Source organism: Acidovorax sp. (assembly GCF_046294525.1).
Taxonomy (GTDB): Bacteria; Pseudomonadota; Gammaproteobacteria; order Burkholderiales; family Burkholderiaceae_C; genus Acidovorax.
In genome coordinates, this window is sequence record NZ_JBKBKQ010000002.1 from 354,517 (window position 1) to 377,194 (window position 22,678).

The 22,678-nt window shown below is 66.2% G+C and carries 18 protein-coding genes; 6 read left to right on the plus strand and 12 right to left on the minus strand.

The window, feature by feature from the left end:
- Positions 1-75 precede the first annotated feature (75 nt).
- Complete coding sequence (locus tag ACK4HJ_RS04050) at positions 76-1,017, minus strand: OmpA family protein (protein WP_409827933.1); 942 nt, start codon at positions 1,015-1,017, stop codon at positions 76-78.
- Positions 1,018-1,215: 198 nt separating this feature from the next.
- Positions 1,216-1,593, minus strand: a complete 378-nt coding sequence (locus ACK4HJ_RS04055) for a DUF4398 domain-containing protein (protein WP_409827934.1) — start codon at positions 1,591-1,593, stop codon at positions 1,216-1,218.
- Between the two features lie 360 nt (positions 1,594-1,953).
- Between ACK4HJ_RS04055 and ACK4HJ_RS04060 the strand changes: the two genes are divergently transcribed.
- Complete coding sequence (locus ACK4HJ_RS04060) at positions 1,954-3,123, plus strand: mechanosensitive ion channel family protein (protein ID WP_409827935.1); 1,170 nt, start codon at positions 1,954-1,956, stop codon at positions 3,121-3,123.
- A gap of 24 nt (positions 3,124-3,147) precedes the next feature.
- Here ACK4HJ_RS04060 and ACK4HJ_RS04065 read toward each other — a convergent pair whose 3' ends face one another.
- The 7 genes from ACK4HJ_RS04065 to ACK4HJ_RS04095 form a co-directional block, all read right to left on the minus strand.
- On the minus strand, positions 3,148-5,730 hold the full coding sequence (locus ACK4HJ_RS04065) for a membrane-bound PQQ-dependent dehydrogenase, glucose/quinate/shikimate family (protein WP_409827937.1): 2,583 nt from the start codon (positions 5,728-5,730) through the stop codon (positions 3,148-3,150).
- Between the two features lie 299 nt (positions 5,731-6,029).
- Positions 6,030-7,028, minus strand: coding sequence for a type I glyceraldehyde-3-phosphate dehydrogenase (gene gap, locus ACK4HJ_RS04070; protein WP_409827938.1), 999 nt, complete (start codon positions 7,026-7,028; stop codon positions 6,030-6,032).
- Positions 7,029-7,446: 418 nt separating this feature from the next.
- On the minus strand, positions 7,447-8,232 hold the full coding sequence (locus ACK4HJ_RS04075; protein ID WP_409827939.1) for a hypothetical protein: 786 nt from the start codon (positions 8,230-8,232) through the stop codon (positions 7,447-7,449).
- 7 nt (positions 8,233-8,239) lie between these two features.
- Positions 8,240-8,701, minus strand: coding sequence for a hypothetical protein (locus tag ACK4HJ_RS04080; protein ID WP_409827941.1), 462 nt, complete (start codon positions 8,699-8,701; stop codon positions 8,240-8,242).
- A gap of 33 nt (positions 8,702-8,734) precedes the next feature.
- Positions 8,735-10,786 carry a transketolase gene (gene tkt / locus ACK4HJ_RS04085; protein WP_409827943.1) on the minus strand — a complete coding sequence of 684 codons (2,052 nt, stop codon included), beginning with the start codon at positions 10,784-10,786 and terminating at the stop codon, positions 8,735-8,737.
- Positions 10,787-11,120: 334 nt separating this feature from the next.
- Positions 11,121-13,508, minus strand: coding sequence for a glycosyl hydrolase family 18 protein (locus ACK4HJ_RS04090; protein ID WP_409827945.1), 2,388 nt, complete (start codon positions 13,506-13,508; stop codon positions 11,121-11,123).
- A 138-nt stretch (positions 13,509-13,646) separates the two neighbouring features.
- Complete coding sequence (locus tag ACK4HJ_RS04095; RefSeq protein ID WP_409827946.1) at positions 13,647-14,102, minus strand: hypothetical protein; 456 nt, start codon at positions 14,100-14,102, stop codon at positions 13,647-13,649.
- Between the two features lie 216 nt (positions 14,103-14,318).
- Between ACK4HJ_RS04095 and ACK4HJ_RS04100 the strand changes: the two genes are divergently transcribed.
- From ACK4HJ_RS04100 to ACK4HJ_RS04110, 3 genes are read left to right on the plus strand one after another with little or no spacing between them, the layout of a single operon-like run.
- On the plus strand, positions 14,319-15,461 hold the full coding sequence (locus tag ACK4HJ_RS04100) for a helix-turn-helix transcriptional regulator (protein WP_409827948.1): 1,143 nt from the start codon (positions 14,319-14,321) through the stop codon (positions 15,459-15,461).
- A 37-nt stretch (positions 15,462-15,498) separates the two neighbouring features.
- Positions 15,499-16,593, plus strand: a complete 1,095-nt coding sequence (locus ACK4HJ_RS04105; RefSeq protein WP_409827950.1) for a helix-turn-helix transcriptional regulator — start codon at positions 15,499-15,501, stop codon at positions 16,591-16,593.
- A gap of 57 nt (positions 16,594-16,650) precedes the next feature.
- Complete coding sequence (locus ACK4HJ_RS04110; RefSeq protein WP_409827952.1) at positions 16,651-17,037, plus strand: S-adenosylmethionine decarboxylase family protein; 387 nt, start codon at positions 16,651-16,653, stop codon at positions 17,035-17,037.
- Positions 17,038-17,177: 140 nt separating this feature from the next.
- Here ACK4HJ_RS04110 and ACK4HJ_RS04115 read toward each other — a convergent pair whose 3' ends face one another.
- A complete protein-coding gene (locus ACK4HJ_RS04115; protein ID WP_409827954.1) occupies positions 17,178-18,578 on the minus strand; it encodes a hypothetical protein in 1,401 nt (466 codons plus the stop codon).
- Positions 18,579-18,694: 116 nt separating this feature from the next.
- Between ACK4HJ_RS04115 and ACK4HJ_RS04120 the strand changes: the two genes are divergently transcribed.
- Complete coding sequence (locus ACK4HJ_RS04120; protein ID WP_409827956.1) at positions 18,695-20,437, plus strand: hybrid sensor histidine kinase/response regulator; 1,743 nt, start codon at positions 18,695-18,697, stop codon at positions 20,435-20,437.
- On the opposite strand, the gene ACK4HJ_RS04125 is transcribed toward ACK4HJ_RS04120, so the two are convergent.
- Complete coding sequence (locus ACK4HJ_RS04125; RefSeq protein WP_409827958.1) at positions 20,434-21,054, minus strand: LuxR C-terminal-related transcriptional regulator; 621 nt, start codon at positions 21,052-21,054, stop codon at positions 20,434-20,436. The genes ACK4HJ_RS04120 and ACK4HJ_RS04125 overlap by 4 nt on opposite strands.
- 60 nt (positions 21,055-21,114) lie before the next feature.
- On the opposite strand from ACK4HJ_RS04125, the gene ACK4HJ_RS04130 reads away from it, so the two are divergent.
- Complete coding sequence (locus tag ACK4HJ_RS04130) at positions 21,115-21,867, plus strand: nucleotidyltransferase family protein (RefSeq protein ID WP_409827960.1); 753 nt, start codon at positions 21,115-21,117, stop codon at positions 21,865-21,867.
- 32 nt (positions 21,868-21,899) lie between these two features.
- Here the strand turns inward: ACK4HJ_RS04130 and ACK4HJ_RS04135 are convergent, their stop codons facing one another.
- Positions 21,900-22,649: a hypothetical protein gene (locus ACK4HJ_RS04135; protein WP_409827961.1), complete on the minus strand. Its 750-nt coding sequence runs from the start codon at positions 22,647-22,649 to the stop codon at positions 21,900-21,902.
- Between the last annotated feature and the right edge of the window lie 29 nt (positions 22,650-22,678).

Consider the following 22,678-nt stretch of genomic DNA (forward strand, 5'->3'; position numbering starts at 1 on the left):
CGTCCCCCGCCCGCAGCGCGCAGCGCGCAGCAGCGCGAGAGCGGGGGGAAGGCCCACTGGGCCTCGGGCGTGCCCTTACCTTCCGCGCAGGTTCCCCTGCTCATCGGCGATCACGATCTCCACGCGCCGGTTCATTGCGCGACCCTCAGGAGATGCGTTATCAGCCACCGGGTGGGCCTTGCCGTAGCCGCGCGCAGTGATGCGGCTGCTGTCCACGCCGCGCTGCACCAGCGCATCGCGCACGGCCTGGGCGCGGCGTTCGGACAGAGTCTGGTTGTAGGCGTCGCCGCCCACGCTGTCGGTGTAACCCTCAATCAGCAGCCTGCGATCCGGAAACTGCTTCAGAAAGCTCGCCAGCTTGTCCAGGCGCGGCGCTGCCTGCGCCGTCAGCTCCGCTTTGTTGAAGGCAAACAGCACGTCACCCAGCGTCACCAGCAGGCCCCGTTCGGTTTGCTGGGCTTCCATCTCACGCAGTTGTGCTTCCAGTGCCCGAACGCGGTCTTGTGCGGCGCTGGCCTGTGCCAGGGCGGCGTTGGCCTGGGCCTGTTGCTGTGCAGCGCGCTGTTCGGCGCTCAAGGCCTGTTGCTGCGCGATCTGCGCGTTGCGGGCCTGGGCTTCTGCGCGCAGGCGCGCGGCGTCGGCCTCCTGCGTGCGGGCTTGCAGACGGATGCGGTCGGCGTCGGTGCCAGCCTGCTGGATGTTGGCTTCCAGCTGCCGGGCGCGCGCAGCGTTCACTGCCACTTCAGCGCGCTGGCGAGCCAGGTAGGCCAGATGATTGGTTTCGGAGGTGTCCCGGTCGTCTGCCCAAACGCGGTCAGCACGGGTCAGTGCGTCCGTGGCTTCTTTCAGCTCCAGTTGGGCGTATTGGTTGACGGCCGGGTCTCCTGCTGCGGTGCTGACGGCAGTGCGGGCTTCTTCCAGCGCGGGCGAGGGCGTGGTGCTGGCGCAGGCGGCCAGCAGGCCGACGGCAATGAGGCTGGAGCACAAAACGGTGGTTCGGTGGAGAAAGGATCGCATGGGTTGTTTCCTGTGATTTCGTGCGTCGGGATGCGTTGCGCTCGGCGCAAATTCAGGTCAGTCTCAGCAGACGAACAGAGAGGTGCGGGACAACGCTGTGGACGCAGTGAATGGAAGAAGGAGGAATGGGAAAGGTCGGTCCGCAATCCGGATCGGATCAAAGTGGATCCAACGCGGATCAATGCGGACCGCTGCGGGTCAACGTGGTGAACGGCGTTGGATTTCTTCCTGCAGCGCGCGGATGCTGTCCTGCACCTGTGCCAGGTTGGTCGCGTTGCGGGCTGCATCTGCCCGGGTTTCCGCGACGCGGGCGTCCACCTCGGCTTCTGCCGCCAGGCGGCGCGCTGCGGTGTAGTCCTCGGTGGCCATGGCGCGTTCTGCCTGCATGAGTTTTTCGCGGGCTTTTTGCAACTCCACGGGGGCGTTGGTAGCGACGGCGGGTGCGGCGGCCACGCGGTCCACCGTAGTGCGCGTCACGGCCATCTGTTCGGTGGGCGCGGGGGTGGACGAGCACGCGGCCAGCGTACCCAGCAAGGCCAGTGCAGCAGTGGTTCGGATCAAGGGGGATGAGCACATGGTGTGGTGGACTCCTCTGAAGGTTGTGTGATGCGCCGCGTCATGCCAAGACTCATGCTTGAGGGCGCGGGCGGCCAGTGTTGAACTGGCGTGGCCTGATTCTTGTTGTGGGTGCTATCCCGAGGGCGTAGGCACCGCTTCTGTATTGCTGTGGGGCGTGTCTTACGAATGCTTGCATTCGGCGACGGGGGCGGCGCGCCACGGGAACTCTGGTGCTGTGAGGGCCTCGACCAAGGTGCCTGTGAGCGGCGCGATCGCAACGAGACGCCATGCAATTTGCGCGGCGGGTGCTTGCACCCGAAAAGGGTGCTACCCCCCCAAGCCGTGAAATCTGACCGACCAACATTGAGGAGTTCCTGCATGTCCCCATCCCCTTTCATCACCTGGGTCCAGGAGACCACCCTGGCGGGTATCCCGCTGTGGAGCCTGCTGATCGCGGTGACCGCCGCAGTGGTCGCCTATGCCGTCATCCTGGTGGCATTGCGTGTGCTGACGGGGCGCGCAAAGGCGTGGTCTGCGCAATCGCACAGCAGCGTCGCCACCGCTGCTGTTGATGTTCTGGAAGGCACCAGCCGCACCCTGATGCTGGTGGTGGCGCTGTTGGTGGGGGCGGCCATGCTGGACTTGCCTGGGCGGTGGGAGGCGCGCCTGAGCCAGCTGTGGTTTGTGGCCGTGGCGCTGCAGATGGGCCTGTGGGGCATGCGCGCCATCGGCATCGGTGCGCGCCGCTATGTAGAGCGGCACTCGTCCAAGGGCATGACGCAGATCAGCGCTTCGGCGACGCTGATGTCCTGGGGCCTGCGCACACTGCTCTGGAGCGTCATTTTCCTCGCCGTGCTCTCCAACCTGGGCGTCAACATCACCGCCTTCATTGCCAGCCTGGGCGTGGGCGGCATTGCGGTGGCGCTGGCTGTGCAAAACATTCTGGGCGACCTGTTTGCGTCGCTGGCCATCGCGGTGGACAAGCCCTTCCAGGTGGGCGACTTTGTAGTCGTGGGGAGTGTGGCGGGCACGGTGCAGATGATCGGTCTCAAGACCACGCGCATCCGCAGCCTGCAGGGCGAAGAGGTGGTGATGTCCAACACCGACCTGCTCAAGCAGACCATTAGCAACTACCGGCCCATGCAGGAGCGCCGCATCGTGTTCACGTTTGGAGTGACGTATGACACGCCTATTGAAAAGGCCGAGGCCATCCCGGGCGTGGTGCGCAAGCTCATCGAGTCCCACGAACAACTGCGCTTTGACCGGGCGCACTTCAAAGCGTTTGGCGCCAGCTCGCTCGATTACGAGGTCGTCTACATCGTCAAGGACCCGGCGTTTGGCGTGTACATGGACATGCAGCAGTCCATCAACCTGGGGTTGATGCGCGAGTTTGCCGCGATGGATGTGCAGTTTGCGCTCCCCACCCGCACGGTGCACGTGGCCAGCGTGCCGGACGGCATGGGCAAGCCGGCACCGGCCCGCCCCATGCCGGTAGGCGGGGCGCCGGTGGACGCCCTGGAGCCCACGCAGCAGGCGGTACGCGCATGACCTGCGCCGTGCTGTACCGCCAGCTCAGGAGCCCGGTAGCGCATACGCAATGACGTGGTCCCCCGCCTTCGTGCCCAGCGACCCGTGCCCCCCTGCGACGACCAGCAGATATTGGCGGCCATCATCGCCCAGGTAGGTCATGGGGGTGGCCTGGCCACCTGCGGGCAAGCGGCTGCGCCAGATCTCGTCGCCATTGCGCACGTCGTAACCGCGCACGTAGTAGTCCAGCGTGCCTGACAGAAACGCCACGCCGCCAGCGGTCATGACGGGCCCGCCCAGGTTGGGCACGCCCATGCGGAAGGGCAGGGGCACCGGGGCGCGGTCCCGCACCGTGCCGTTGCGGTGCATCCACACCACCTTGCCGGTGGTGAGGTCTGCCGCAGCCACATACCCCCACGGAGGCTCCTGGCAGGGCAGACCCAGTGGCGACGTGAAAGGCGCGAGCTTCACTGCGAAAGGTGCGCCCAGGTTTTCGTTCAATGCCGGCAGACTGCCTTGCGGGGCGCCGTTGTTCTGCACATAGTGGGTAGTGGCGTCCTTGCGGCGCACCAGTTGGGAGGTGAAGGCCAGGTAGGTCGGCGTGGTGAAGGCCACCTGCCGCTCCGGATCGACCGCGATGCCACCCCAATTGAACACGCCGAAGTTGCCGGGGTAGACCAGGGAGCCCCCCTCGGACGGCGGCGTGTACTGACCCTCGTAGCGGAGCTTGCGGAAGGCGATGCGGCAGGCCAGCTGGTCGAACAGGGTGGCCCCCCACATGTCGCGCTCGGCCAGCGGCGGCGGGTCGAAGGACAACGCGGACTTGGGCTGCGTCAGCGCGGTGTAGTCGCCCTCGGCGGCGCCTTGCGGCGCGGGCACCTCGTGCACCGGCAGGATGGGCTCGCCAGTGCGCCGATCCAGCACAAACAGGTCTCCCTGCTTGGTGGGCTGCACCAGGGCCGGCACGGTTTCGCCATTGACTGTCAGGTCCACCAGGCTGGGCTGGGACGGCACGTCGTAGTCCCACAGGTCGTGCCGCACGGTCTGGTACACCCAGCGGACCTGGCCTGTGGCGATGTCCAGTGCCACCACCGAGGACGAGAACCGCTCGGCGGCCTCGCTGCGGTGGCCGCCCCACTGGTCGGGCGGCTGGTTGCCCATGGGGATGTAGACCAGCCCCAGGCGCTCGTCGGCGCTGGCAATGGACCAGCTGTTGGGCGAGTTGGGCGTGTACTGCTGGCCCGGCGCCAAGGGGGCGGTGTTGTCGGGGTTGCCCGAGTCCCAGTTCCACACCAGCGCACCCGTGTCGGCGTCAAACGCGCGGATCACGCCCGATGCTTCTTGCGTCGATACGTTGTCCAGCACCGTCCCCCCAACGATCAGCAATTGCTGCGTGGCCACCACGGGCGAAGTGGAATAGTACGAGCCCGGCTTGACGTTCGGCATGTTCGCCCACAGGTCGATCTGGCCCGTGCCGTTGCCGAAGTTGGTGCATATGGCGCCGGACTCGGGGTCGAGCGCCAGAATGCGACCGTCGGCCGTGGGCATGTAGAGCTTGGCGGCACAGTCAGCACGCGTGGCAGACGCCGACTGCGCCGCCACGGGCTGCCCGGCGATGGGAGGCGCCGCGGACACCGCTGCTGCAGCATCGGGTGCCGGCGCGGACGCCAATGGTTCGGGTGCGGGCGCAATTCCCTGCACGGCGTGTGCCGGTCGGTAAGAAAGGCCCCGGCAGGTCAGATGCTGCAGCGCAAGCTGTCCCTGAATCTTCGGGTCGTAGCGCCACAGCTCGGCGCCGGTGGTCGCATTGAGGGCGATCACGGACTGGTGTGGTGTGCAGAGGAACAGGCGGTTGCCAATCTTCAGCGGCGTGACCTGGAACGTGGTCTCCTCCGGATCGCCGGGCTGGCCGCGCACATCGCCCGTTCGGTATTGCCACGCCACCTGCAGCTGAGAGATGTTGCCTGCGTGGATCTGGTCCAGTGGTGAATAGCGTTGTCCGAAGGGCGTGCGGCCATAGGCATGCCATTCTCCGTTGGGCAAGGGGTCGTGGACCGCGGGTGGCGGCCCGGTACGCGCCAGCTCGGGCAAGGCACCCCGGATGCGATGGGGGTCGTAAAACCAGGATGCCACCGCGACCGCGGCAAACAGCGCCAGTGATGTGGCGAGTGCGATGCTTCCGGGATCCTTCGCAGCCCGCATGGGCCGCGCTGCACGCAGCTCCTCGGGTGTTTCGAGCGCAGAAGCATCGCCGGTCCGGAGGTGCATGGAGGCCTGCGTCAGGGGTGGACGGCGCATACCGTTGCGCACCCAGGGTGCGAGGAGCAGGGCCCCGGCCAGAAAGGGCACGCCCAGGCGCGCGGCCAGCGGCCACCAATCCAGACCCGCTTCCCAGATTCCCCACGCCAATGTCCCGAGGAAATACGCGGTGAAGATCCACAGGGCTGCACGATGCCCGCGCAGCAGCAACCCCCCGGTGCCCAGCCAGGCCAGTCCCGCCGCCATGTAGTACCAGGACCCGCCCAGCATGGCGAGCCATGCCCCACCCGCAGCAATGGCTAGCCCTGCGATCAGCAGAAGCCAGCCCATGGCGCGCGCGAAGGCAGAAGGGCGTGGAGTGTGCGGCATGGATGTCCCCCTTTCTGTGGATGGCCCACGGGGGGACCTGTGGCAATGGATGTGCGCGCCAGGTGTCTGCGAGTGCGTCTTTGCTCCAAAGCTGAGCTCACCTCACGCGCGGTGTGCCCATGCTAGGTGGCTGTTGATGGCTGCCGTGTAGGAGTCAGACGGGTGCGGCGGTAGTCCTTGCAGTGTTGCCAAGCGCGGACCAAAAAAAAGCCGGCCACTCCTTGCGGAGGGCCGGCCACAACGGTAGTTGCAGGCTTTGTCAGCGGACGCTGTTCACTTTTTTTAATCTCTGGGAGGGCTTACTTGGCCACCACGCGCACCATTTCCAGGCACTTGTTCGAGTAGCCCCACTCGTTGTCATACCAGCTCACGACCTTCACGAAGGTGCCGTCCAGTGCAATGCCAGCGTCTGCGTCAAAGATCGACGTGCGGGTGTCGCCACGGAAGTCGGTGGCCACCACCTTGTCTTCGGTGTAGCCCAGAATGCCCTTCAGGGCGCCTTCGGACTGGGCCTTCATCTCGGCCTTGATTTCGTCGTAGGTGGCAGCCTTGTCCAGCTCCACCGTCAGGTCCACCACCGACACGTCGGAGGTGGGCACGCGGAAAGACATGCCGGTCAGCTTCTTGTTCAGCGCAGGGATCACCACGCCCACGGCCTTGGCAGCGCCAGTGCTGGAGGGAATGATGTTTTCCAGAATGCCGCGGCCGCCGCGCCAGTCTTTGTTCGAAGGGCCGTCCACGGTCTTCTGCGTAGCGGTGGCGGCGTGCACCGTGGTCATCAGGCCGCGCTTGATGCCCCACTTGTCGTTCAGCACCTTGGCCACGGGGGCCAGGCAGTTGGTGGTGCACGATGCGTTGGAGATGATGGCCTGGCCCGCGTAGGTGTCGTGGTTCACGCCGAACACGAACATGGGGGTGTCATCCTTGGAGGGGGCCGACAGGATGACCTTCTTGGCGCCGGCATCGATGTGCTTTTGCGCGGTGACCTTGTCCAGGAACAGGCCGGTGGATTCGATCACCACGTCGGCACCGACTTCGTTCCACTTCAGGTTGGCGGGGTCGCGCTCTTGCGTCAGGCGGATCTTCTTGCCGTTGACGATCAGCGTGTTGCCCTCGACCGCCACGGTGCCCTGGAAGCGGCCGTGCACCGAGTCGTACTGCAGCATGTAGGCGAGGTACTCGGGCTCCAGCAGGTCGTTGATGCCCACGACTTCGATGTCGCTGAAGTTCTGGATGGCCGAGCGCAGCACGTTGCGGCCGATGCGGCCGAAGCCGTTGATACCAATCTTGATCGTCATACTTTTCTCCACGTTGATGAAATGAGTTCGCTTCCAAGGGGCGTGCTAACCGCACAAGCTGGTCATGGCTTCAGCCACTGGATGACCCGCTTGAGCCCGGTTGGTGCCTGCTCGGCAGCAGGGGTGTTTGAATTCGGATCTTTCACGCCTAGCAATTGAGCTATCGCTTCCTCTGTCGCAAGTTGACTGAACTCGATTGCTTTGGGCAGGTGAGCTGAGCAAAAGTATTCGAACCCTCGTGGGTGTGTCAGCGCTGCAGCGCCTTCCCGCTGGCAGTCAGCAAACGCTACCCATTTGCCCTTCGCCAGTCCCTGCTCGTGTGTCGCACACATGCCGCAGATAACGCAACAGGCTGCTCTCATCGCGCGCTAGAAGAAGGCTTTGACAATTTAATCCTGGAATATCTGCTCGTTTGCGATCAAGAGCTACCAAGTATATTGTTCGCAAACAATATTCCCTTTTTTGCTGGCGTGACGCTCCCTAAAAATTCAGGAATGCGAGGCGCGACGCTAACGCACTCATCTATTCTGCATTTATCGGTGATCATCGCTGTATTCGGTGGAAATAAAGGTCTAAACCCGCGATTTTTGTTGGAGCCGACCGAGCCATAGCGATCCCAAATTTGAAAAGCAGTGGCTTGAGAGACGGGCTCAGCTAGTGCCATAACTTGAGCCTGCGTCACTGTTCCAATCGCAATGTGGAAACTAATTAGATTCGAGACGAGATCCTCTTGGCTAAAACCACTGTCAGTGATGAATTTAGGAAACGCTTCTTGGTGCTCTTCGAATTCCAAGCTGACTTCCATGAAAATGGCAAGAGCAACAGATTTCTTATCTTCATTGGATAATTTATGGCGAACAATGTATTCTCGATTAATTCCAGAAGATATTCTTTTTCTTAACGCGAATTGCTGTTGCCTGTAGACCACCTTGAATCCAGTGGCATTATCAGAAAAACCTACAGCGGGGAAATCGTTGGATCGAGACGGCGTGGTGCAAATTTGCCTGTGGGCACCTTTACACCACCGAACGTCTGGACCTCCCGCGTTTATTTCTCTCCACAAAGTTGCGGCACCCGTATGTGGACGGTCCGATTTTGGGTTCATGTGTCCGAGGTCGAGCCAACCTAAGTGCCGTGTATAGACAAGGCCGTAATTTGCAGTCGCTGCGTATCTCTCATTAATAATATCTTCCCGCTTGCTCATTTGCTGCTCAATCTTTCTCTGTAAAAAAAATGGCTACATCGGCGCAGTCATTTTTTTCATGAAATTGAATTTGAATCTCGTGAAATTGATTATTTGTGCAAATAAAATCTATCGCTCGATCATTATGGGAGATGGTGTGAAGCTTGGCTACTTTGCAACCATTTTTTTTAAGTTCGAGAGTATAGTATTTTGCAAGCTGGTTGGGTGAGGCAAAACTCCCATATCTTATTGAGCTAAAAGGTGACCCTTCCCCGTCGCGCCCTTTCCAACGAAATAGGGGCTCGCTGCATTTTTCAATTATTTTCACCGACTTTAGGTAATCTGGTGCGAGAAATGAAAATTTAATAGAGTCGCCTCTAACATCACTAGCATCAAAGCTTGACCAAGCCCAGAGCATAAAAAAAATGCCGACAATCGGAAAAACCAATGCGGGAATGATTAGTAGCCGAAAAGCTGTTTTACGTCGCATGCTAATGATTATGCTTGGGGCGTAGTAAACGATTTAGCTTCGAAGTGCCGCGAGTACCGTGGCCGCCACGTTCTCTTCAGTGAAGCCGAAGTGCTTGAACAGCACGGGCGCGGGGGCCGATTCGCCGTAGGTGTCGATGCCGACCACGGCGGCGCAGCCGTACTTCCACCAGCCGTCGGTCACGCCCATTTCCACGGCCACGCGCGGCACGCCGGCAGGCAGCACGCTGCTCTTGTACTTGGCGTCTTCACGGTCGAAGGTGGTGGTGCTGGGCATGGAGACCACGCGCACCGGCACCTTCTTGTCGGCCAGCAGGCGCTGGGCCTTCAGGGCCAGCTGCACTTCCGAGCCGGTGGCAATGATCACGGCCACGGGCTTCTTCTTGATGCCCACGTCGGCGGGCTCGCTCAGCACATAGGCGCCGCGCGAGATGTCGCCCAGGTCGCGCTTGGGCGCGTACGGAAGGTTCTGGCGCGACAGGGCCAGCACGGTGGGCTTGTTGCGGTTGGACAGGGCCACGCTCCAGGCCACGGCGGTTTCGGCAGTATCGGCAGGGCGCCACACATCCAGGTTGGGGATCAGGCGCAGGCTGGCCACGTGTTCGATGGACTGGTGCGTGGGGCCGTCTTCGCCCAGGCCGATGGAGTCGTGCGTGAACACGTGGATCACGCGCTGCTTCATCAGCGCGGCCATGCGGATGGCGTTGCGGCTGTAGTCGCTGAACGTCAGGAAGGTGCCGCCGTAGGGGATGAAGCCACCGTGCAGCGCCACGCCGTTCATGATCGCGGCCATGCCGAATTCGCGCACGCCGTAGTTGATGTGGCGGCCGCCTACCTTGTCGCCATTCGCGGCTTCGGTCTTGACCACAGCGCCCTGCATGTCAAAGCGCAGGTTGGGCGTGCTCTTGGTGTTGGTGAGGTTGGATCCCGTCAGGTCGGCGCTGCCGCCCAGCAGTTCGGGCAGGGCGGCGGTGAAGGCTTCCAGCGCCAGTTGGCTGGCCTTGCGGCTGGCCACGGTTTCGCCCTTGGTGTGCGCGGCCACCACGGTGTCCACGGCCACCTGGGCAAAGTTGGCGGGCAGGTCGCCGTTCATGCGGCGGGTCAGCTCGGCCGCCAGTTCGGGGAAGGCCTTGCGATAAGCGTCAAAGCGTTCGTTCCACGCGGCTTCGGCGCTTTGGCCCTGGGCCTTGGCGTCCCAGCCCGCGTACACGTCTTCGGGGATCACGAATGGCTCGCTGGTCCAGCCCAGCGCTTCGCGGGTCAGCACAATCTCTTCGGCACCCAGTGGCTCGCCGTGGGCTTTGGCCGTGTTGGCGCGGTTGGGGCTGCCCTTGCCGATGTGTGTCTTGCACACGATGAGGCTGGGGCGTTCGGTCTGCTTCTTGGCTTCTTCGATGGCGGCCGCCACCTTGTCGGCGTCGTGGCCATCGATGGGGCCGATCACGTTCCAGCCGCAGGCCACAAAGCGCAGGGCCGTGTTGTCGATGAACCAGGGCTGCACTTGGCCGTCGATGCTGATGCCGTTGTCGTCATACAGCGCGATCAGTTTGTTGAGCTTCCAGGCCCCCGCCAAGGCAATTGCCTCGTGGCTGATGCCCTCCATCAGACAGCCGTCGCCCAGGAAGGCGTAGGTGTGGTGGTCCACCACGGCATGGCCTTCGCGGTTGAACTCGGCGGCCAGCAGCTTCTCGGCCAGCGCAAAGCCGACGGCGTTGGTGATGCCCTGGCCCAGAGGACCGGTGGTGGTCTCGACGCCTGGCGTGTAGCCTACTTCAGGGTGGCCAGGGGTCTTGCTGTGCAGCTGGCGGAAGTTCTTGAGCTCTTGCATTGGCAAGTCGTAGCCCGTGAGGTGCAGCAGCGCATAGATCAGCATCGAGCCGTGGCCGTTGCTCAGCACAAAACGGTCGCGGTCAAACCACTGCGGATTGGCAGGGTTGTGCTTGAGGTGCCGGCTCCACAGCGCCACGGCCATGTCGGCCATGCCCATGGGGGCGCCGGGGTGGCCTGAATTGGCTTGTTGAACGGCGTCCATGGCCAATGCGCGGATTGCATTTGCCATCTGTTGGGATTGCTGGGTGTTGGCCATGGGGGAGGGGATTGGGTGGGGGTGGTTCGGGGGAAACCCGGCATTTTACCGGGGCTGGCCGGCCGGGGATGCGCGCGGCCTGCTGCGCGCCACCCTCTCGCCCAGGTGTTGCTGCGGCCCCGGGAGGGCTCGCCGCGTCGCCGCTGTCTCCGGGCGCAGGCGCATGCCCGCCGCGCGGCGGTGCGGCTAACCCGGCGTTGCAGGGACGCCCGTGGCTGGTCGTATGCCCAAATTTAAAGAAAAAGTGGCTCCAGCGCTTGCTTGGAAAGCGCTGGTAGCTATCAAAATTGCAGTGATTGTCAGCCGGTCCTCCCCCGGAGCGATGTCCGGCGCCTCAAGGCACTGCTACCACGATGGGCGCTGACAGCGGCCCTTCATTGCCTTCAGCGTCCAGCAGCGCCACCTGGTAGCTGTAGCTGCCGCCGCGCGCTGCGCTGCTGTCGGTGTAAGCGGTGCCCGAGGTCACGGTGGCAATCGCCACGCCGTTGCGGTACACCCGGTAGCCAGACGCGCTGGCAGCGATGAACGACTGCTTCACTGCCTGCATCTGCGGGTTGGCGCTCTGTTGCGGCAGCCAGCCGTAGTTCACGGTCCACACCAGCGTGCCGCCCAGGCCCTGCTCGCGCACCCACTGCCCCTTGGCGGCGATGGAGCGCTCGTCCTCGTAGCTCAGGTAGGTCACGGGCGTATCGCTGGATCGCCACCAGGGCTGGGCGTAGGTGATGTAGCTTTGCTTGGCCACGTCGTCCCAGTGATAGGTGGCGCCGGGCTGGCCGAAGGCGTTGTCGGCCACCAGGCGCTGGGTGTAGTTCATCCAGTCGCCGTTGTTCATCCAGCCCTGCATGCCCGCCAGGCTCTGGCGCGGGCCGGTGACGGGGTTGTTGTAGTAAGCCCCGTACAGGCCGATGCCGATGCCCAGCTTGGCGCGTGGCACGCCGGCCGCAAGGTAGGCTTGCACGGTCGATTCAATGGATGTGGGATGCAGGTCGCCCGCGCCGAACAGCGGCGAGTGGTGCCACGACAGCCAGCCCCAGTCGCCCGCCATGCTGTAGGTCATCAGGTTGAATTGGTCCACGGCGGCCGCCACCTCGGCATGCCAGGGCGTTACGTCCGGGTGGTTCTTGTTCACCCAGAAGCCCGGCCAGCTGAGCACCAGCGGCGCGGCCTGGTAGCGGGGACGCTGTTGGGACGCTGCGCGCAGTTCGCGCAGCAGGGCCAGGGCCTGGGCGCGGGCTTGCGGCGTGTCGAGGTTCTCTTCCCAATCGATGTCCACCCCGTCGTAGCCCTTGTGCTCTGCCTTGTCCAGAATGTTCTGGATGAAGCGCGCCCGCACGGTGGGGTTGGCCGTGGCGGCCAGGAAGCCGGGGCCATCGTTCTCGCCGCCGATCATCATCATGGCCTTCACGCCTGCGGCGTGGGCCTTGGCGATCAGCGTGCCTTCGACCTCGGCATGCGCGTTGCCAGCGCCTTCGAGCAGGTCGCCGGCGCTGCCGCCGGGCAGCGAGCCCAACGCGGGCGCATAGCGGCCAAAGACGAAGTGCGTCATGGTGCTCATGTCCACGGACTCGGGCGGGTACATGGTCCAGTACCAGCCGGCGTAGTAGCCCGTCACCCACTTGCCACTCTGGGTCACGGGGTTCCAGCCCAGGCGCACGCCCTGGGGTGTCGCGGTGCCGTTCAGGCCCCCCACGGAGGGCAGCGGGTTCACGGCATCCAGGGCGACCTGCGTGGTGGCGGTGGCTGTCTGGCCGACGCTGTTACTGCAGGTCAGCGTGTACGAGGTGCTGGTTACGGGGCGCACCGCCTCTTCGCCTTCGGGGGCGCGCTGGCCGCTCCAGCCGCCGGACGCTGTGCAAGCCGCCGCGCCTGTGGCCTGCCACGACAGGCGTGCGCTGTCGCCTGGCTGCACGCGCGATGGGGCGGCGCTGAAGCGTGCGATGGCTGGAGGCGCAGGCGGCGGGCCGTTGCGCACGGCCACGGTGGTCGATGCACTGGTGGCATCGCCTTCTGCGTTGCGGCAGGTCAGCCCGTACGTGGTGGTGGCTTGCGGGCGTACGGTGGCGCTGCCGTTGGGGGATTGTTCGCCCATCCAGCCGCCGGTGGCGGTGCAGGCCACCGTGTTGGCCGTGCTCCAGGTCAGTATGCTGGTGCCGCCTGCGTCCACGGTGGGTGGCTGGGCGGTGAAAGCCTGGATCTGCGGGCGCGCGGGCGGCGGCGGCGTGGCGGGATCGTCCTCCACCACCAGCTGCGCCAGGCCCTCGCCACCCGCTTCGAAATACTCCATGCGCACGGTGTGGCGCCCCGCGTTCAGTGGCACGCGCGCTTCGTCCATGGTGATGCCGTGCACGGTCCAGTTGTCGATCACCTTGCGGTCATTGACGAAGACACGCACGCCATCGTCCGTGAAGGTGACGAAGCGGGCGGTGCCGCCGTTGAATGCCAACTGCGCCGTCCAGCGCGCGGAGAAGCTGTCCACCGGCAGGCGCGCCGGATCGGGGCTGCCCTGGGCGCCCGCCCAGTAGTGGTCGACGGGCCCCGTCTCGCAGCGCTGCAGCGCCGGGGTGCCTGACAGCGTGGTGTTGGGAAAGTATTCGGCCAGCCATTGGCCGCTTTGGCATTGCACCGCGTGCGCGGCCGAGCCGCCGCCCAGCAGGATCAGGGACGCGGCGAACGAGCGCAGCGCGGCGCCGCTGCGGCGCATGCGCGGGGGTGACAGGGGCATGGAAAGAACTCCTCTTCAGTGTTGTTGTGGGGAATGCGGGGCGAAGCAGCGCGGAGCGGCGCGCATAGCGCTGGAGTGGTCGCGTGGCGGACTGCCGCCGAGGGGCGCGGGTTTCGTCAGTACCGCGGCGCGGCGGCGTCACCGGGCGGGCTTCGTGGTTTGGCGCGCGCGCATCACCTCGACGTTGGCGCGCTGCTCGGGCGTCAATCCGTGGGCGGGTTTGGCGCCCGGTGCCTTTTCCACGGCCAGCACCATGCCGGCGTGTAGCGCGGCCAACGTGGCGGCGGCGTATTCGCGGCTTGTCAGGCCATGGCGCGCCAGCGTGGCGCGCACCTGGGGCAGGGCGTCGAGCTTGCGGGCGATGTCTTCCACCGACTCGGCGTCCTCGGTGTCGTCCGCATCGTCCTTCTTCTCGTTTCGGGGCAGCTTGCGCAGATCGGCGGCGGCGGCTTCCATGCGGTCCATCAGGGTCGGGGTGAGGCGCAGGCGCGCCGGATCGGCAGCACCTGCGGACCAAGCGCTGGTCGTGGTGGCAATCAGCGCCGTGGCGGCCAAGGTGAAACCGGCCAGGGTGCGGGTCAGAGGTGTGGGCATGACAGTCTTCAAGCGTCAGTTGTTGAATAAAAAGTGCCTCTAGCGCTTGATGGATAAGCGCTGTCAGCTATCAATTTCGAAGTTGGCAAATGGCCTGTGCTGGTGGTGGTCAAGGTGCGGCCTAGGCTAGAAGCCCGGCGCCTGCGCCGCCCCACCCCTGCGGGGTAGTCGTGTGGCCGCAGTGCGCGCTACAGTCGCGTTTTCGTGAAATAAGTCATGCCCGCATCCGCACCCTTGCTTCGCCGCGACGTCCAGGCCGCCACCGCCCGCCTGCGTCAGCTGGCCTGCCTGGATGCCACCGGGCCGCAGGCCATTGCCCCCGTGCTGGCGCAACTGCACCGGCTGATCGGCTTCGACGCGGGCTGCCTCATCCACGCCGGTGCGCAGGGCGAGATGGAGGTGTTCATGGAGAACCCTGCGCTGCAAGCCGCCATGCCCGACTATTTCGACCCCCGCATCCAGCACAGCGAGGCACGCGTGATGCGCCGGGGCGCGCGCCACTTTGCCGAAGCCCTGCGGGTGGAAAAGGGGGCGCAGATGCTGCCCCAGATGGTCAAGGTGACCCTGCCCGAGCTGGTGCGCAGCGACTTCTTCAACGTGGTGCTGCGGCCCGGCGACGTGGGCGATGGACTCAAGCTGCCGCTGCGCACGGCGGCGGGCCACGGGGTGGGGGTGCTGTGGCTGTTCCGCCGCGTGGCCGACCCGCTCTTCACCCCGGCCGAGGCTGCCGCGCTGGGGCGGCTGGAGCCCTTGCTGGCGCGCGCGCTGCAGCCCGCTGGCGCTGACACGCACGACACCGACGAGGCCGAGGTGTGCGGCCAGGGCCTGCTGGTCGTGTCCCCTGCCGGGCAACTGCAGTGGGTCTCGCCGGAGGCGCAGGCGCTGCTGGCGCTGGCCATGGGCACGCGCTGGCGTGCGGGGGACAGCGAGCTGCCGGACGCGCTGCGGCTGCTGGTGCAGCGGCTTTTCTGGCCTGCACCTGGCGCCCCGGCCCCTTTGCCGGAGCTGGTGTTGCGCAATGCGCACGGATCGTTCGCGCTGCGTGCCACGCGCCTGGCCAGTGTGGCGGATGGCGCAGGCGCGCCAGAGGCCGCAGCCATCCACATCACCCACCGCAGACCCCGGGGAGCGCGTGTGCTGGAGCGCCTGCAGGCGCTGGGCCTGCCCCGGCGACAGGCCGAACTGGCCTACTGGCTGGTGCGCGGCCTGCCCGAGGCGCAGGTCGCCGAGCGCATGGGCGTGAGCATCAACACGGTGGCTTACCACCGCCGCCAGCTCTACGCAGCCCTGGGCGTGCAGGGCCGTGGCGACCTGGCCCAGAGGCTGCTGCCGCCCCTGCCAACTACCCCCCAGGGGTAGGCCGACGGGGGAGGATGGCCGATAGATTCGGCCGTCCATGGCCCTCCACCGACAAGCGACAAATGCACTTGCCCATCTGCGCCACCTGGCCCGGCTGGACGCCAGCGGCCCCGAGCTGATCGGCCCGGTGCTCGAATCACTCCGTGCGCTGATCGGCTTCGACTCCAGCGGCTACTTCTACCCGGGCGCGGCAGGCGAACTGGACGTGCACATGGAGCATCCCACCGTGCAGGCTGCCGTGCCCGACCACTTCGACCCGCGCATTCTGGCGAGCGAGGCGCGTGTGTTCCGCAACGTGCTGCAGCACCCGGGCGACATCGCCCACCACCCCAGCGGCCCGCAGACGCTGGCGCAGATGCTGCGCGTGCCCCCGGCCGAACTGCTGCGCAGCGACTACTACAACGTTGTCATGCGGCCCGCCGGTGTGGCGGACTGGTTGAGCCTGCCGCTGCGCGCGCCGCAAGGGCAGGCCGTGGGCATGCTGTTTCTGTTCCGGCCCGCGCGATCGCGGCCTTTCAGTGCCGACGAACTGGCTATGTTGGCACGGCTGCAGCCCGGCCTGACCCGCGCGCTGTGGGCCCCAGGCGCTGACGCTCAGGACTGTGGCGACGTAGTGCGGGAAGGGCTGCTGATCGTGTCGCCCCGGGGCCAGCCGCTGTGGGCGTCGCCCGAGGCTGAAGCTCTGCTCGCCCACGCTTTGGGCTGGCGCTGGCGCGCGCACGGCCGCAGCCTGGGCAGCGCGCCGCTGCCGCACGCGCTGCAGTTGCTGATACAGCAGTTGGAGCTGCCCGGTGCGCCTGCGCACCACATGGCGTTGCGCAACGCACACGGAGCGTTTGAGCTGCGCGCCCGCCGTCTGGCCGCCTGCGCCGGGCATGGCGACGCGGTCGCACTGCACATCACCCAGCGCCTGGCCCACAGCGTGCGGCTGCTGGAGGCCCTGGCCGAGACCGCCCTGCCGCCTCGCCAGCGCGAGCTGGCCTACTGGCTTGCGCGCGGCCTCCCGGAATCGCTCATTGCCGACCACATGGGCATCAGCGCGAACACCGTGGTGTACCACCGGCGCCAGCTCTACGCAGCGCTGGGCGTGGCCACCCGCCGCGACCTGCAGGAATGCCTGGCGAACCGATGAGGTCGGGCTGGCCGACGGAAGCCCCGGGCTTGGCGCGGTGTACTACAGTGCAGCCCCATGCAAGGACTGCACCTCACCGCCGATCTCCATGGCTGCCGTTGCGCCCCCGTGTGGCTGCTGGACGCCGCCGCCCTGGGCCAGGCCTGCGTGGCGGCGGTGCACGCGGCGGGGCTGCAGCCGGTGGGGCAGTTGTTCCATCAGTTTCCGGCGTCGCAGCACGGGCCGGGCGGCGTGACCGCCACGGTGCTCCTGGCCGAGTCCCACCTGTGTGTACACACCTGGCCCGAGCGCGCTGCCGTCACGCTCGACGTGTATGTGTGCAACTTCGGGGCGGACCATTCGGACAAGGCCCGTGGGCTGATGGATGCGCTGCTGGCGCTGTTCCAGCCGGCGGCGGTGCACAGAAATGCCCTGATGCGTGGGAACGCCGAAGCGGGAAGTTAAGAGGAGCCTCGCAGAGCGGGCCGCCGCGGCGCAGGGCAGGCGCGTGGCAAAGGCTGGTGCCGCACGGCGGCGGGGCGGTGCCAGAGCGGGTGCGCGCGGTGCTCTGGCGCCATGGGGCACGAAGGCCGATTTTCGAACAGCTATTTCCCCGCCAGGAACCGCCAGTTTGCGCTCACGGTGTCGGGGCAGACGCCCTGGCCGGACAGTTCGTCGAGGTTTGTGAAGGGGAAGGGTGGCAGCGTGTTCTCGCACGAGCCGGCCCCTGCGAAGCCCATGGCCAGCGCGATGTCCGAACCCGCCAGTTCGAACGGCTCGCGTGGCTCACCACATTGCAGGGTGACCGTGCCCGCATGGCGAAGCGTGAACTGGTACACCTTGTCCACGGTATTCACCCGCAGGAAGGGGGCGCCCTGCGACTGGCTGGCTGCAAAGCTGCCGTCGATGGGCAGGGACAACTTCCGTGGGTCGCAGCCTTCCAGCTGCAGATCCAGGTCGGTTGTTCCGCTGGGGGCGTAGTACCGAATCGCGGTCTGACCGGACGACATCGTTTCGAGCAACTTCCAAGACACATTCGCGGTGCCCTTGATGCTGCCGCCCAGGCTGATGTGGTCGAAGGTCACCGTACCCACGTAGTCGGCTTCCGGAGTGATCGTGATGTGCGACAGCAGCAGCATCTGGCCGCTGCGTTTGAGATCCACGCGCGCGCTGGCCGTCACGGTGTGGGGGCTGGGCGGCACGCCGGGCGCGGTGTAGGTCGCGCCCTGCTGGTCCCCGCCGATGGTGCCCACGCCTGCGCTGCCTCCCGGCTGGCCGTTCACGGCCCACTCCTTGATCTTCCCTCCAGTGGGTGGCTCGGGCCTGCATGGGTGACCCACGATGGGGGCCAGGAGATCATCGTAGTCAGTGAAGCAGTTCATGACCTGAAGAGCCAGCGTCTTCCCTGCGGCCACGTTGGCTTTGACAGGGCGAAGTTGCATGCCTTGCACGAGAGACCAGTCGCTGAAGTGGTCCGTGCTGATGCTCACCGTGCGGGCGGTGGTGTTGATCCGCGGGCTTCCCACCCATTCCCACACGCCGCCCGGGCGTTGGAAAGCGATACCCAGCGCTTCGGGCGCGGAGCCTTCCAGCTCGCTGTCGCCATAGCGGAAGCTGAGCACCACGGGTTTGGCGAAGCGCACGTTTTCAGGACTGAAGCGCCAAGCCTGGCCGGTTCCGCCATGCGCGTGGTTGGTGATGGGTTGCGCGGTGATCGTGGTGTCCTGGGTGAGCGCGCCAGCGGGCACGTCGAGGGTGACCCGGCCGCCCTCCAGCTCCAGCCGCCCGCCGGCCGCTCCCATGGTTTGGCTGACGGCCGTGCCGGCGGCGTTGCCGGTGGCGGTGGGCACGCCGCCCGAGGAGGCTGGCGGCGGCGGAGCCTCGCTGCCGCCTCCGCCGCCATCGCCATTGCTGCTGCCGCCACAGGCGGCAAGCGCCAGGCTGAACAAGGTGGCCAGCGCCGCATGGCGCGGCGCGTTGAAAGGTGTGAACGTACCCAAAAACATACGCAAGGCTCCCGTGAAAAAGGTTGCCGCGAATTCTGTGGAGCCGCCCGGTTGTTGAACATTCGACTGAAGGTGTACGACCCGGCGGCACGCGTCGTACGACCCGCTTCCGTGCCATGACTGCCGGTCCGCAGATCGAGATGGAAGCCATCCGCCGCATGAAGTCCATGCTGGTGGGCGCGCTGCCGCTCATGCCGGTTCTGCCGTGCATTGCGGCGGCTGCGCTGTGGCCGGTTCACGGCGGTTGGCGGCTGGGGCTGTGGCTTACGGCAGCGTTGCTCGCGCCTGCGCTGCGCGGGCTGCTGGTGCGGCGCTACCGGGCCAGCGTGACCCACCAGGCCCAGGCCGTGCGCTGGGCCAACGAGGTGACGGTGTCTTCAGCTGTCGACGGGCTGGCCTGGGGTGTTGCGGGTTTTTTCTTCCTTGCCACCGATTCGCCCGCGCTGCAGATGCTGCTGCTGACCCTGATAGTCGGCATTTCGGCTGGGTCGGTGTTCGTGACCTCGTTCTGGCCGCGCACCGAGTACGCCTTTGCGCTGCCGTCGGTGGGGCTCACCGCCTTGGGGCTTGCGTTGCGCGGGGGCGAGAGCGGCTGGGGCCTGGCATTGGGGCTGCTGGTTTACCTGGGCATCCTGCACGGCATCATGGTGCAGGCCCATGCGGCGACCACCGAAACCATCCGTCTGCGCTTTGAGAAGGACGCGCTTTTGGCCGATCTCCAGCGCCAGAAGGAAGTGGCAGTGCAGGCCAACACAGACAAGTCCCGGTTTCTGGCTGCTGCAAGCCACGACCTGCGCCAGCCCCTGCACGCGCTGGGACTGTTTGCGCAGGCACTGCACGAGCGCGCGGTCGCCACCCCGTTGCAGCCACTGGCCGAGCGCATCGGCGCCAGTGTCGCGGCGTTGGAGGGGCTGCTGAACGCGCTGCTCGATGTGTCGCGTTTGGACGCGGGCGTGCTGCATCCGCAATGCGCGCCCGTGCTCTTGCACGCGCTGGCGCACCGCCTGGGCGCGGAGTTCGGGCCGCTGGCACAGGCGCAAGGGCTGGCATGGCGCTGTGAAGGCCCGGATGTGGCCGTGCTGTCCGACCCGGCCCTGCTGGAAACGCTGCTGCGCAACCTGCTCTCCAACGCCGTGCGCTATACCCCGCACGGCGAAGTGGCGCTGCTCTGGCATGCCGACACACAGGAAGGCACTGCGCGCAGGGTTGCGCTTTCGGTCTGTGATACCGGCATCGGCATTGCGCCGGAGCACCAGCAGGATGTGTTCAAGGAGTTTGTGCAGTTGCACAACTCCGAGCGGGACCGGGCCAAGGGCTTGGGACTTGGGCTCGCGGTGGTCGATCGGCTGGCGCGCTTGCTGGACCACGGGCTGGAGATGCGTTCGGTGCCGGGCCAGGGCAGCACTTTCACGCTGAGTTTGCAGCAGATGCCGTTGCCGCAGCAGCCGGCCGATCCCTCCACATTGGGCGAGGAATTGGCGGTCGGGGCACCCGCGCCGCCCGTGCTGGTGATGGATGACGAAGCGGAGGTGCGCGCCGCCATGGCCCTGTTGCTGCGCGGTTGGGGCTACGAGGTGGTCGCATCGGCCGGCGCACGGGACGCACTGGACCAGTTGGCGCAACCGCCGCAAGCCATCGTGGCCGACTACCGCTTACGCGCGGGAGAGACAGGCGGCGAGGCCATCGCTGCCGTGCGCGCCGTCTGGGGCCAGGCCATCCCGGCGCTCATCGTCACGGGGGATACGGCGCCCGACCGTTTGCGGGAGGCGGCGGCCAGCGGTCATCCGGTGCTGCACAAGCCGGCGTCGCCCGCGCGTCTGCGTGCATTCTTGCGGCACGCGGGGCGAGGCGGCGTTTAGTCCGGCGCCAGCAAGCCCCGCTGGCGCCCCGCCAGGACGGCCTGAGCGCGGCTGTCCACTTCCAGCGCACGGAAAATGGCACCGGTGTGCGCCTTTACCGTGGCCTCCGTCATGCCCAGGGCGCGTGCGATCAGTTTGTTGGGCTTTCCCTGCGCCAACGCTTGCAGCACCTCCGTCTGGCGTGGTGTGAGCGGCGTGCCGCCGCTGGCCGGGCTCGCCGGTGCCGCGAGCAGCAGCGGCGGCACATAGACGCCACCGGCGAGCACCAGGCGCAGTGCACTCAGCATCACGGCGCCCTGTTCGCGCTTGGGGATGAAGCCCATTGCGCCTGCGTCGAGAACGCTGCGGATGGCGACGGGGTCTTCGCACGCCGACAGCACCACCACGGGCAGTGTGGGCGCCAGCCTCAGCAGCGGCGCAATGCCGCCTGCCTGCGCCTGGCCCGGCATGTCCAAGTCGATCAGTGCCAGCGCGGCGTCCGGATGCTCTTTGATCAGCGTTGCTGCGCTGGCGTAATCTCCCGCGTGGAGCACTGTGGCGTCCGCGTGCAGCGAGGACAGCAGGTATTGCACCCCTTCGCGGAACAGCGCATGGTCATCGGCAAGAAGGATCTTCATGGCGGGCATCGAGCGTGGCGCTGTAGCTTACAGCGGACAGCCCAGACCTACACTGCGGGCATGAAGACAGACGCACCTCCTGCCCTCCTGCTTGCCGCTGGCCGCGGCGAACGCATGCGGCCCCTGACGGACACCACCCCCAAACCCTTGCTGCCGGTGCAAGGCCTGCCCCTGCTGCAGTGGCACCTGCAGGCGCTGCAGGACGGGGGGGTGACGCGGGTGGTCATCAACACCGCCTGGCTGGGGGAGCAGATCAGCGACCGTTTTTCAAGTGTTTTTGGCCTCCAGCGCTTATCTGGAAAACGCCAGCAGCTATCAATTTCATACTCGCACGAGGGCGTTGATTTTGGCGGGGCGCTGGAGACGGCGGGCGGCATTGCCCGCGCGCTGCCGCAGCTGGGCCAGGTGTTCTGGCTGGCGGCGGGTGACGTGTTTGCGCCGGACTTTGTCTTCGACATGGCGGCCGTGCAGGCGTTTGAACGCAGCCACAGCCTGGCGCACCTGTGGCTGGTGCCCAATCCGGCGCACAACCCGCGGGGAGACTTCGGCCTTTCGGCCGACGGCCTGGCGCTGAACCTGCCCCCAGACGACCCCGCGCCGCGCTATACGTACAGCACCATCGCCCTGCTGCGTGCCGAGTTGTTTGCGCCGCCCTGGTGCGACATCCCCCCGGGCAACCCGACCGGCGTGAAGGCACCCCTGGCGCCCGTGCTGCGCCGTGCCATGGATGCGGGCCGGGTGTCCGCATCGCTGTACACCGGCCGCTGGACGGACGTGGGCACGCCCGAGAGGCTGGCCGAACTCAACCGCTGACGGGGCCGCGCGGTAGAGGCGCAGAGCGCGCGTCAGCCCGCAGCAGGCTGAAAGGCCGGCTCGACCGTGATGGCGGGCCCGTTCTCGCACGCGCGCAGCAGCCACTGGCTGGGGGCAAACCGGGCATCCGGCCCGTCGGGCGCGGGCTTGCCCACCTCGGCCTGCACGTCGTATTCGATGGGCGGCACCTGGAAGACGGCGATCTGGCCCTTGCGGCACGCCAGCCCGGAGATCAGCTTGTTGGGCACCCAGCTCTGGGTGGCGCTGTCGTAGCGGTATACGGGGCCCAGGCGCTGGTCCTGGGCCAGCTCCACCCGCGCAGGCAGCACCTGCAGCGCAGTGGCCTGCACGCCCGCCAGCTCCACAGGCTGCGCAAAGCGCACGGCCTCCAGCCCATGTAGCGCCAGGGGGCGGTTGGGTTCGCCCTTGTCAAAAGGGTCGCGGCGGTTGATCAGGCTGCCTGCAGGGATCAGCAGCTCGCCATACTGGAAATCCTGCGGCAGCACAAAACGCTCGCGGCTGGCGCGCACGCTCGCGCCGTCCACCCGGGCCTGCTGCGTGCTGTGGGTCAGGTACATCCGCACTCCCAGCCAGGCATTGCATACCACGGCAACGGCAATCAGCACCTGCAGGGCGCGTGTGGTGAGCAGCCACTTCTGTGGAATATCGATCCACCGCACATAGACGGCATACACCAGCAGGGCGCCGGTCAACACCAGCCCCACCATGGGTATGAACGTTGCGAAGATGAAGTTCAGCAGTGTGGACAGAAATAGCGGCATGGCGCGGGCGGGTGAAAGGATGGCAAAGG

Excerpts from the sequence above, each read along its gene's own strand:
- ACK4HJ_RS04050 (WP_409827933.1), bottom strand. The coding sequence starts at position 1,017 with ATGCGATCCTTTCTCCACCGAACCACCGTTTTGTGCTCCAGCCTCATT.
- ACK4HJ_RS04055 (WP_409827934.1), bottom strand. The coding sequence starts at position 1,593 with ATGTGCTCATCCCCCTTGATCCGAACCACTGCTGCACTGGCCTTGCTG.
- ACK4HJ_RS04060 (WP_409827935.1), top strand. The coding sequence starts at position 1,954 with ATGTCCCCATCCCCTTTCATCACCTGGGTCCAGGAGACCACCCTGGCG.
- ACK4HJ_RS04065 (WP_409827937.1), bottom strand. The coding sequence starts at position 5,730 with ATGCCGCACACTCCACGCCCTTCTGCCTTCGCGCGCGCCATGGGCTGG.
- gap (WP_409827938.1), bottom strand. The coding sequence starts at position 7,028 with ATGACGATCAAGATTGGTATCAACGGCTTCGGCCGCATCGGCCGCAAC.
- ACK4HJ_RS04075 (WP_409827939.1), bottom strand. The coding sequence starts at position 8,232 with ATGAGCAAGCGGGAAGATATTATTAATGAGAGATACGCAGCGACTGCA.
- ACK4HJ_RS04080 (WP_409827941.1), bottom strand. The coding sequence starts at position 8,701 with ATGCGACGTAAAACAGCTTTTCGGCTACTAATCATTCCCGCATTGGTT.
- tkt (WP_409827943.1), bottom strand. The coding sequence starts at position 10,786 with ATGGCCAACACCCAGCAATCCCAACAGATGGCAAATGCAATCCGCGCA.
- ACK4HJ_RS04090 (WP_409827945.1), bottom strand. The coding sequence starts at position 13,508 with ATGCCCCTGTCACCCCCGCGCATGCGCCGCAGCGGCGCCGCGCTGCGC.
- ACK4HJ_RS04095 (WP_409827946.1), bottom strand. The coding sequence starts at position 14,102 with ATGCCCACACCTCTGACCCGCACCCTGGCCGGTTTCACCTTGGCCGCC.
- ACK4HJ_RS04100 (WP_409827948.1), top strand. The coding sequence starts at position 14,319 with ATGCCCGCATCCGCACCCTTGCTTCGCCGCGACGTCCAGGCCGCCACC.
- ACK4HJ_RS04105 (WP_409827950.1), top strand. The coding sequence starts at position 15,499 with ATGGCCCTCCACCGACAAGCGACAAATGCACTTGCCCATCTGCGCCAC.
- ACK4HJ_RS04110 (WP_409827952.1), top strand. The coding sequence starts at position 16,651 with ATGCAAGGACTGCACCTCACCGCCGATCTCCATGGCTGCCGTTGCGCC.
- ACK4HJ_RS04115 (WP_409827954.1), bottom strand. The coding sequence starts at position 18,578 with ATGTTTTTGGGTACGTTCACACCTTTCAACGCGCCGCGCCATGCGGCG.
- ACK4HJ_RS04120 (WP_409827956.1), top strand. The coding sequence starts at position 18,695 with ATGACTGCCGGTCCGCAGATCGAGATGGAAGCCATCCGCCGCATGAAG.
- ACK4HJ_RS04125 (WP_409827958.1), bottom strand. The coding sequence starts at position 21,054 with ATGAAGATCCTTCTTGCCGATGACCATGCGCTGTTCCGCGAAGGGGTG.
- ACK4HJ_RS04130 (WP_409827960.1), top strand. The coding sequence starts at position 21,115 with ATGAAGACAGACGCACCTCCTGCCCTCCTGCTTGCCGCTGGCCGCGGC.
- ACK4HJ_RS04135 (WP_409827961.1), bottom strand. The coding sequence starts at position 22,649 with ATGCCGCTATTTCTGTCCACACTGCTGAACTTCATCTTCGCAACGTTC.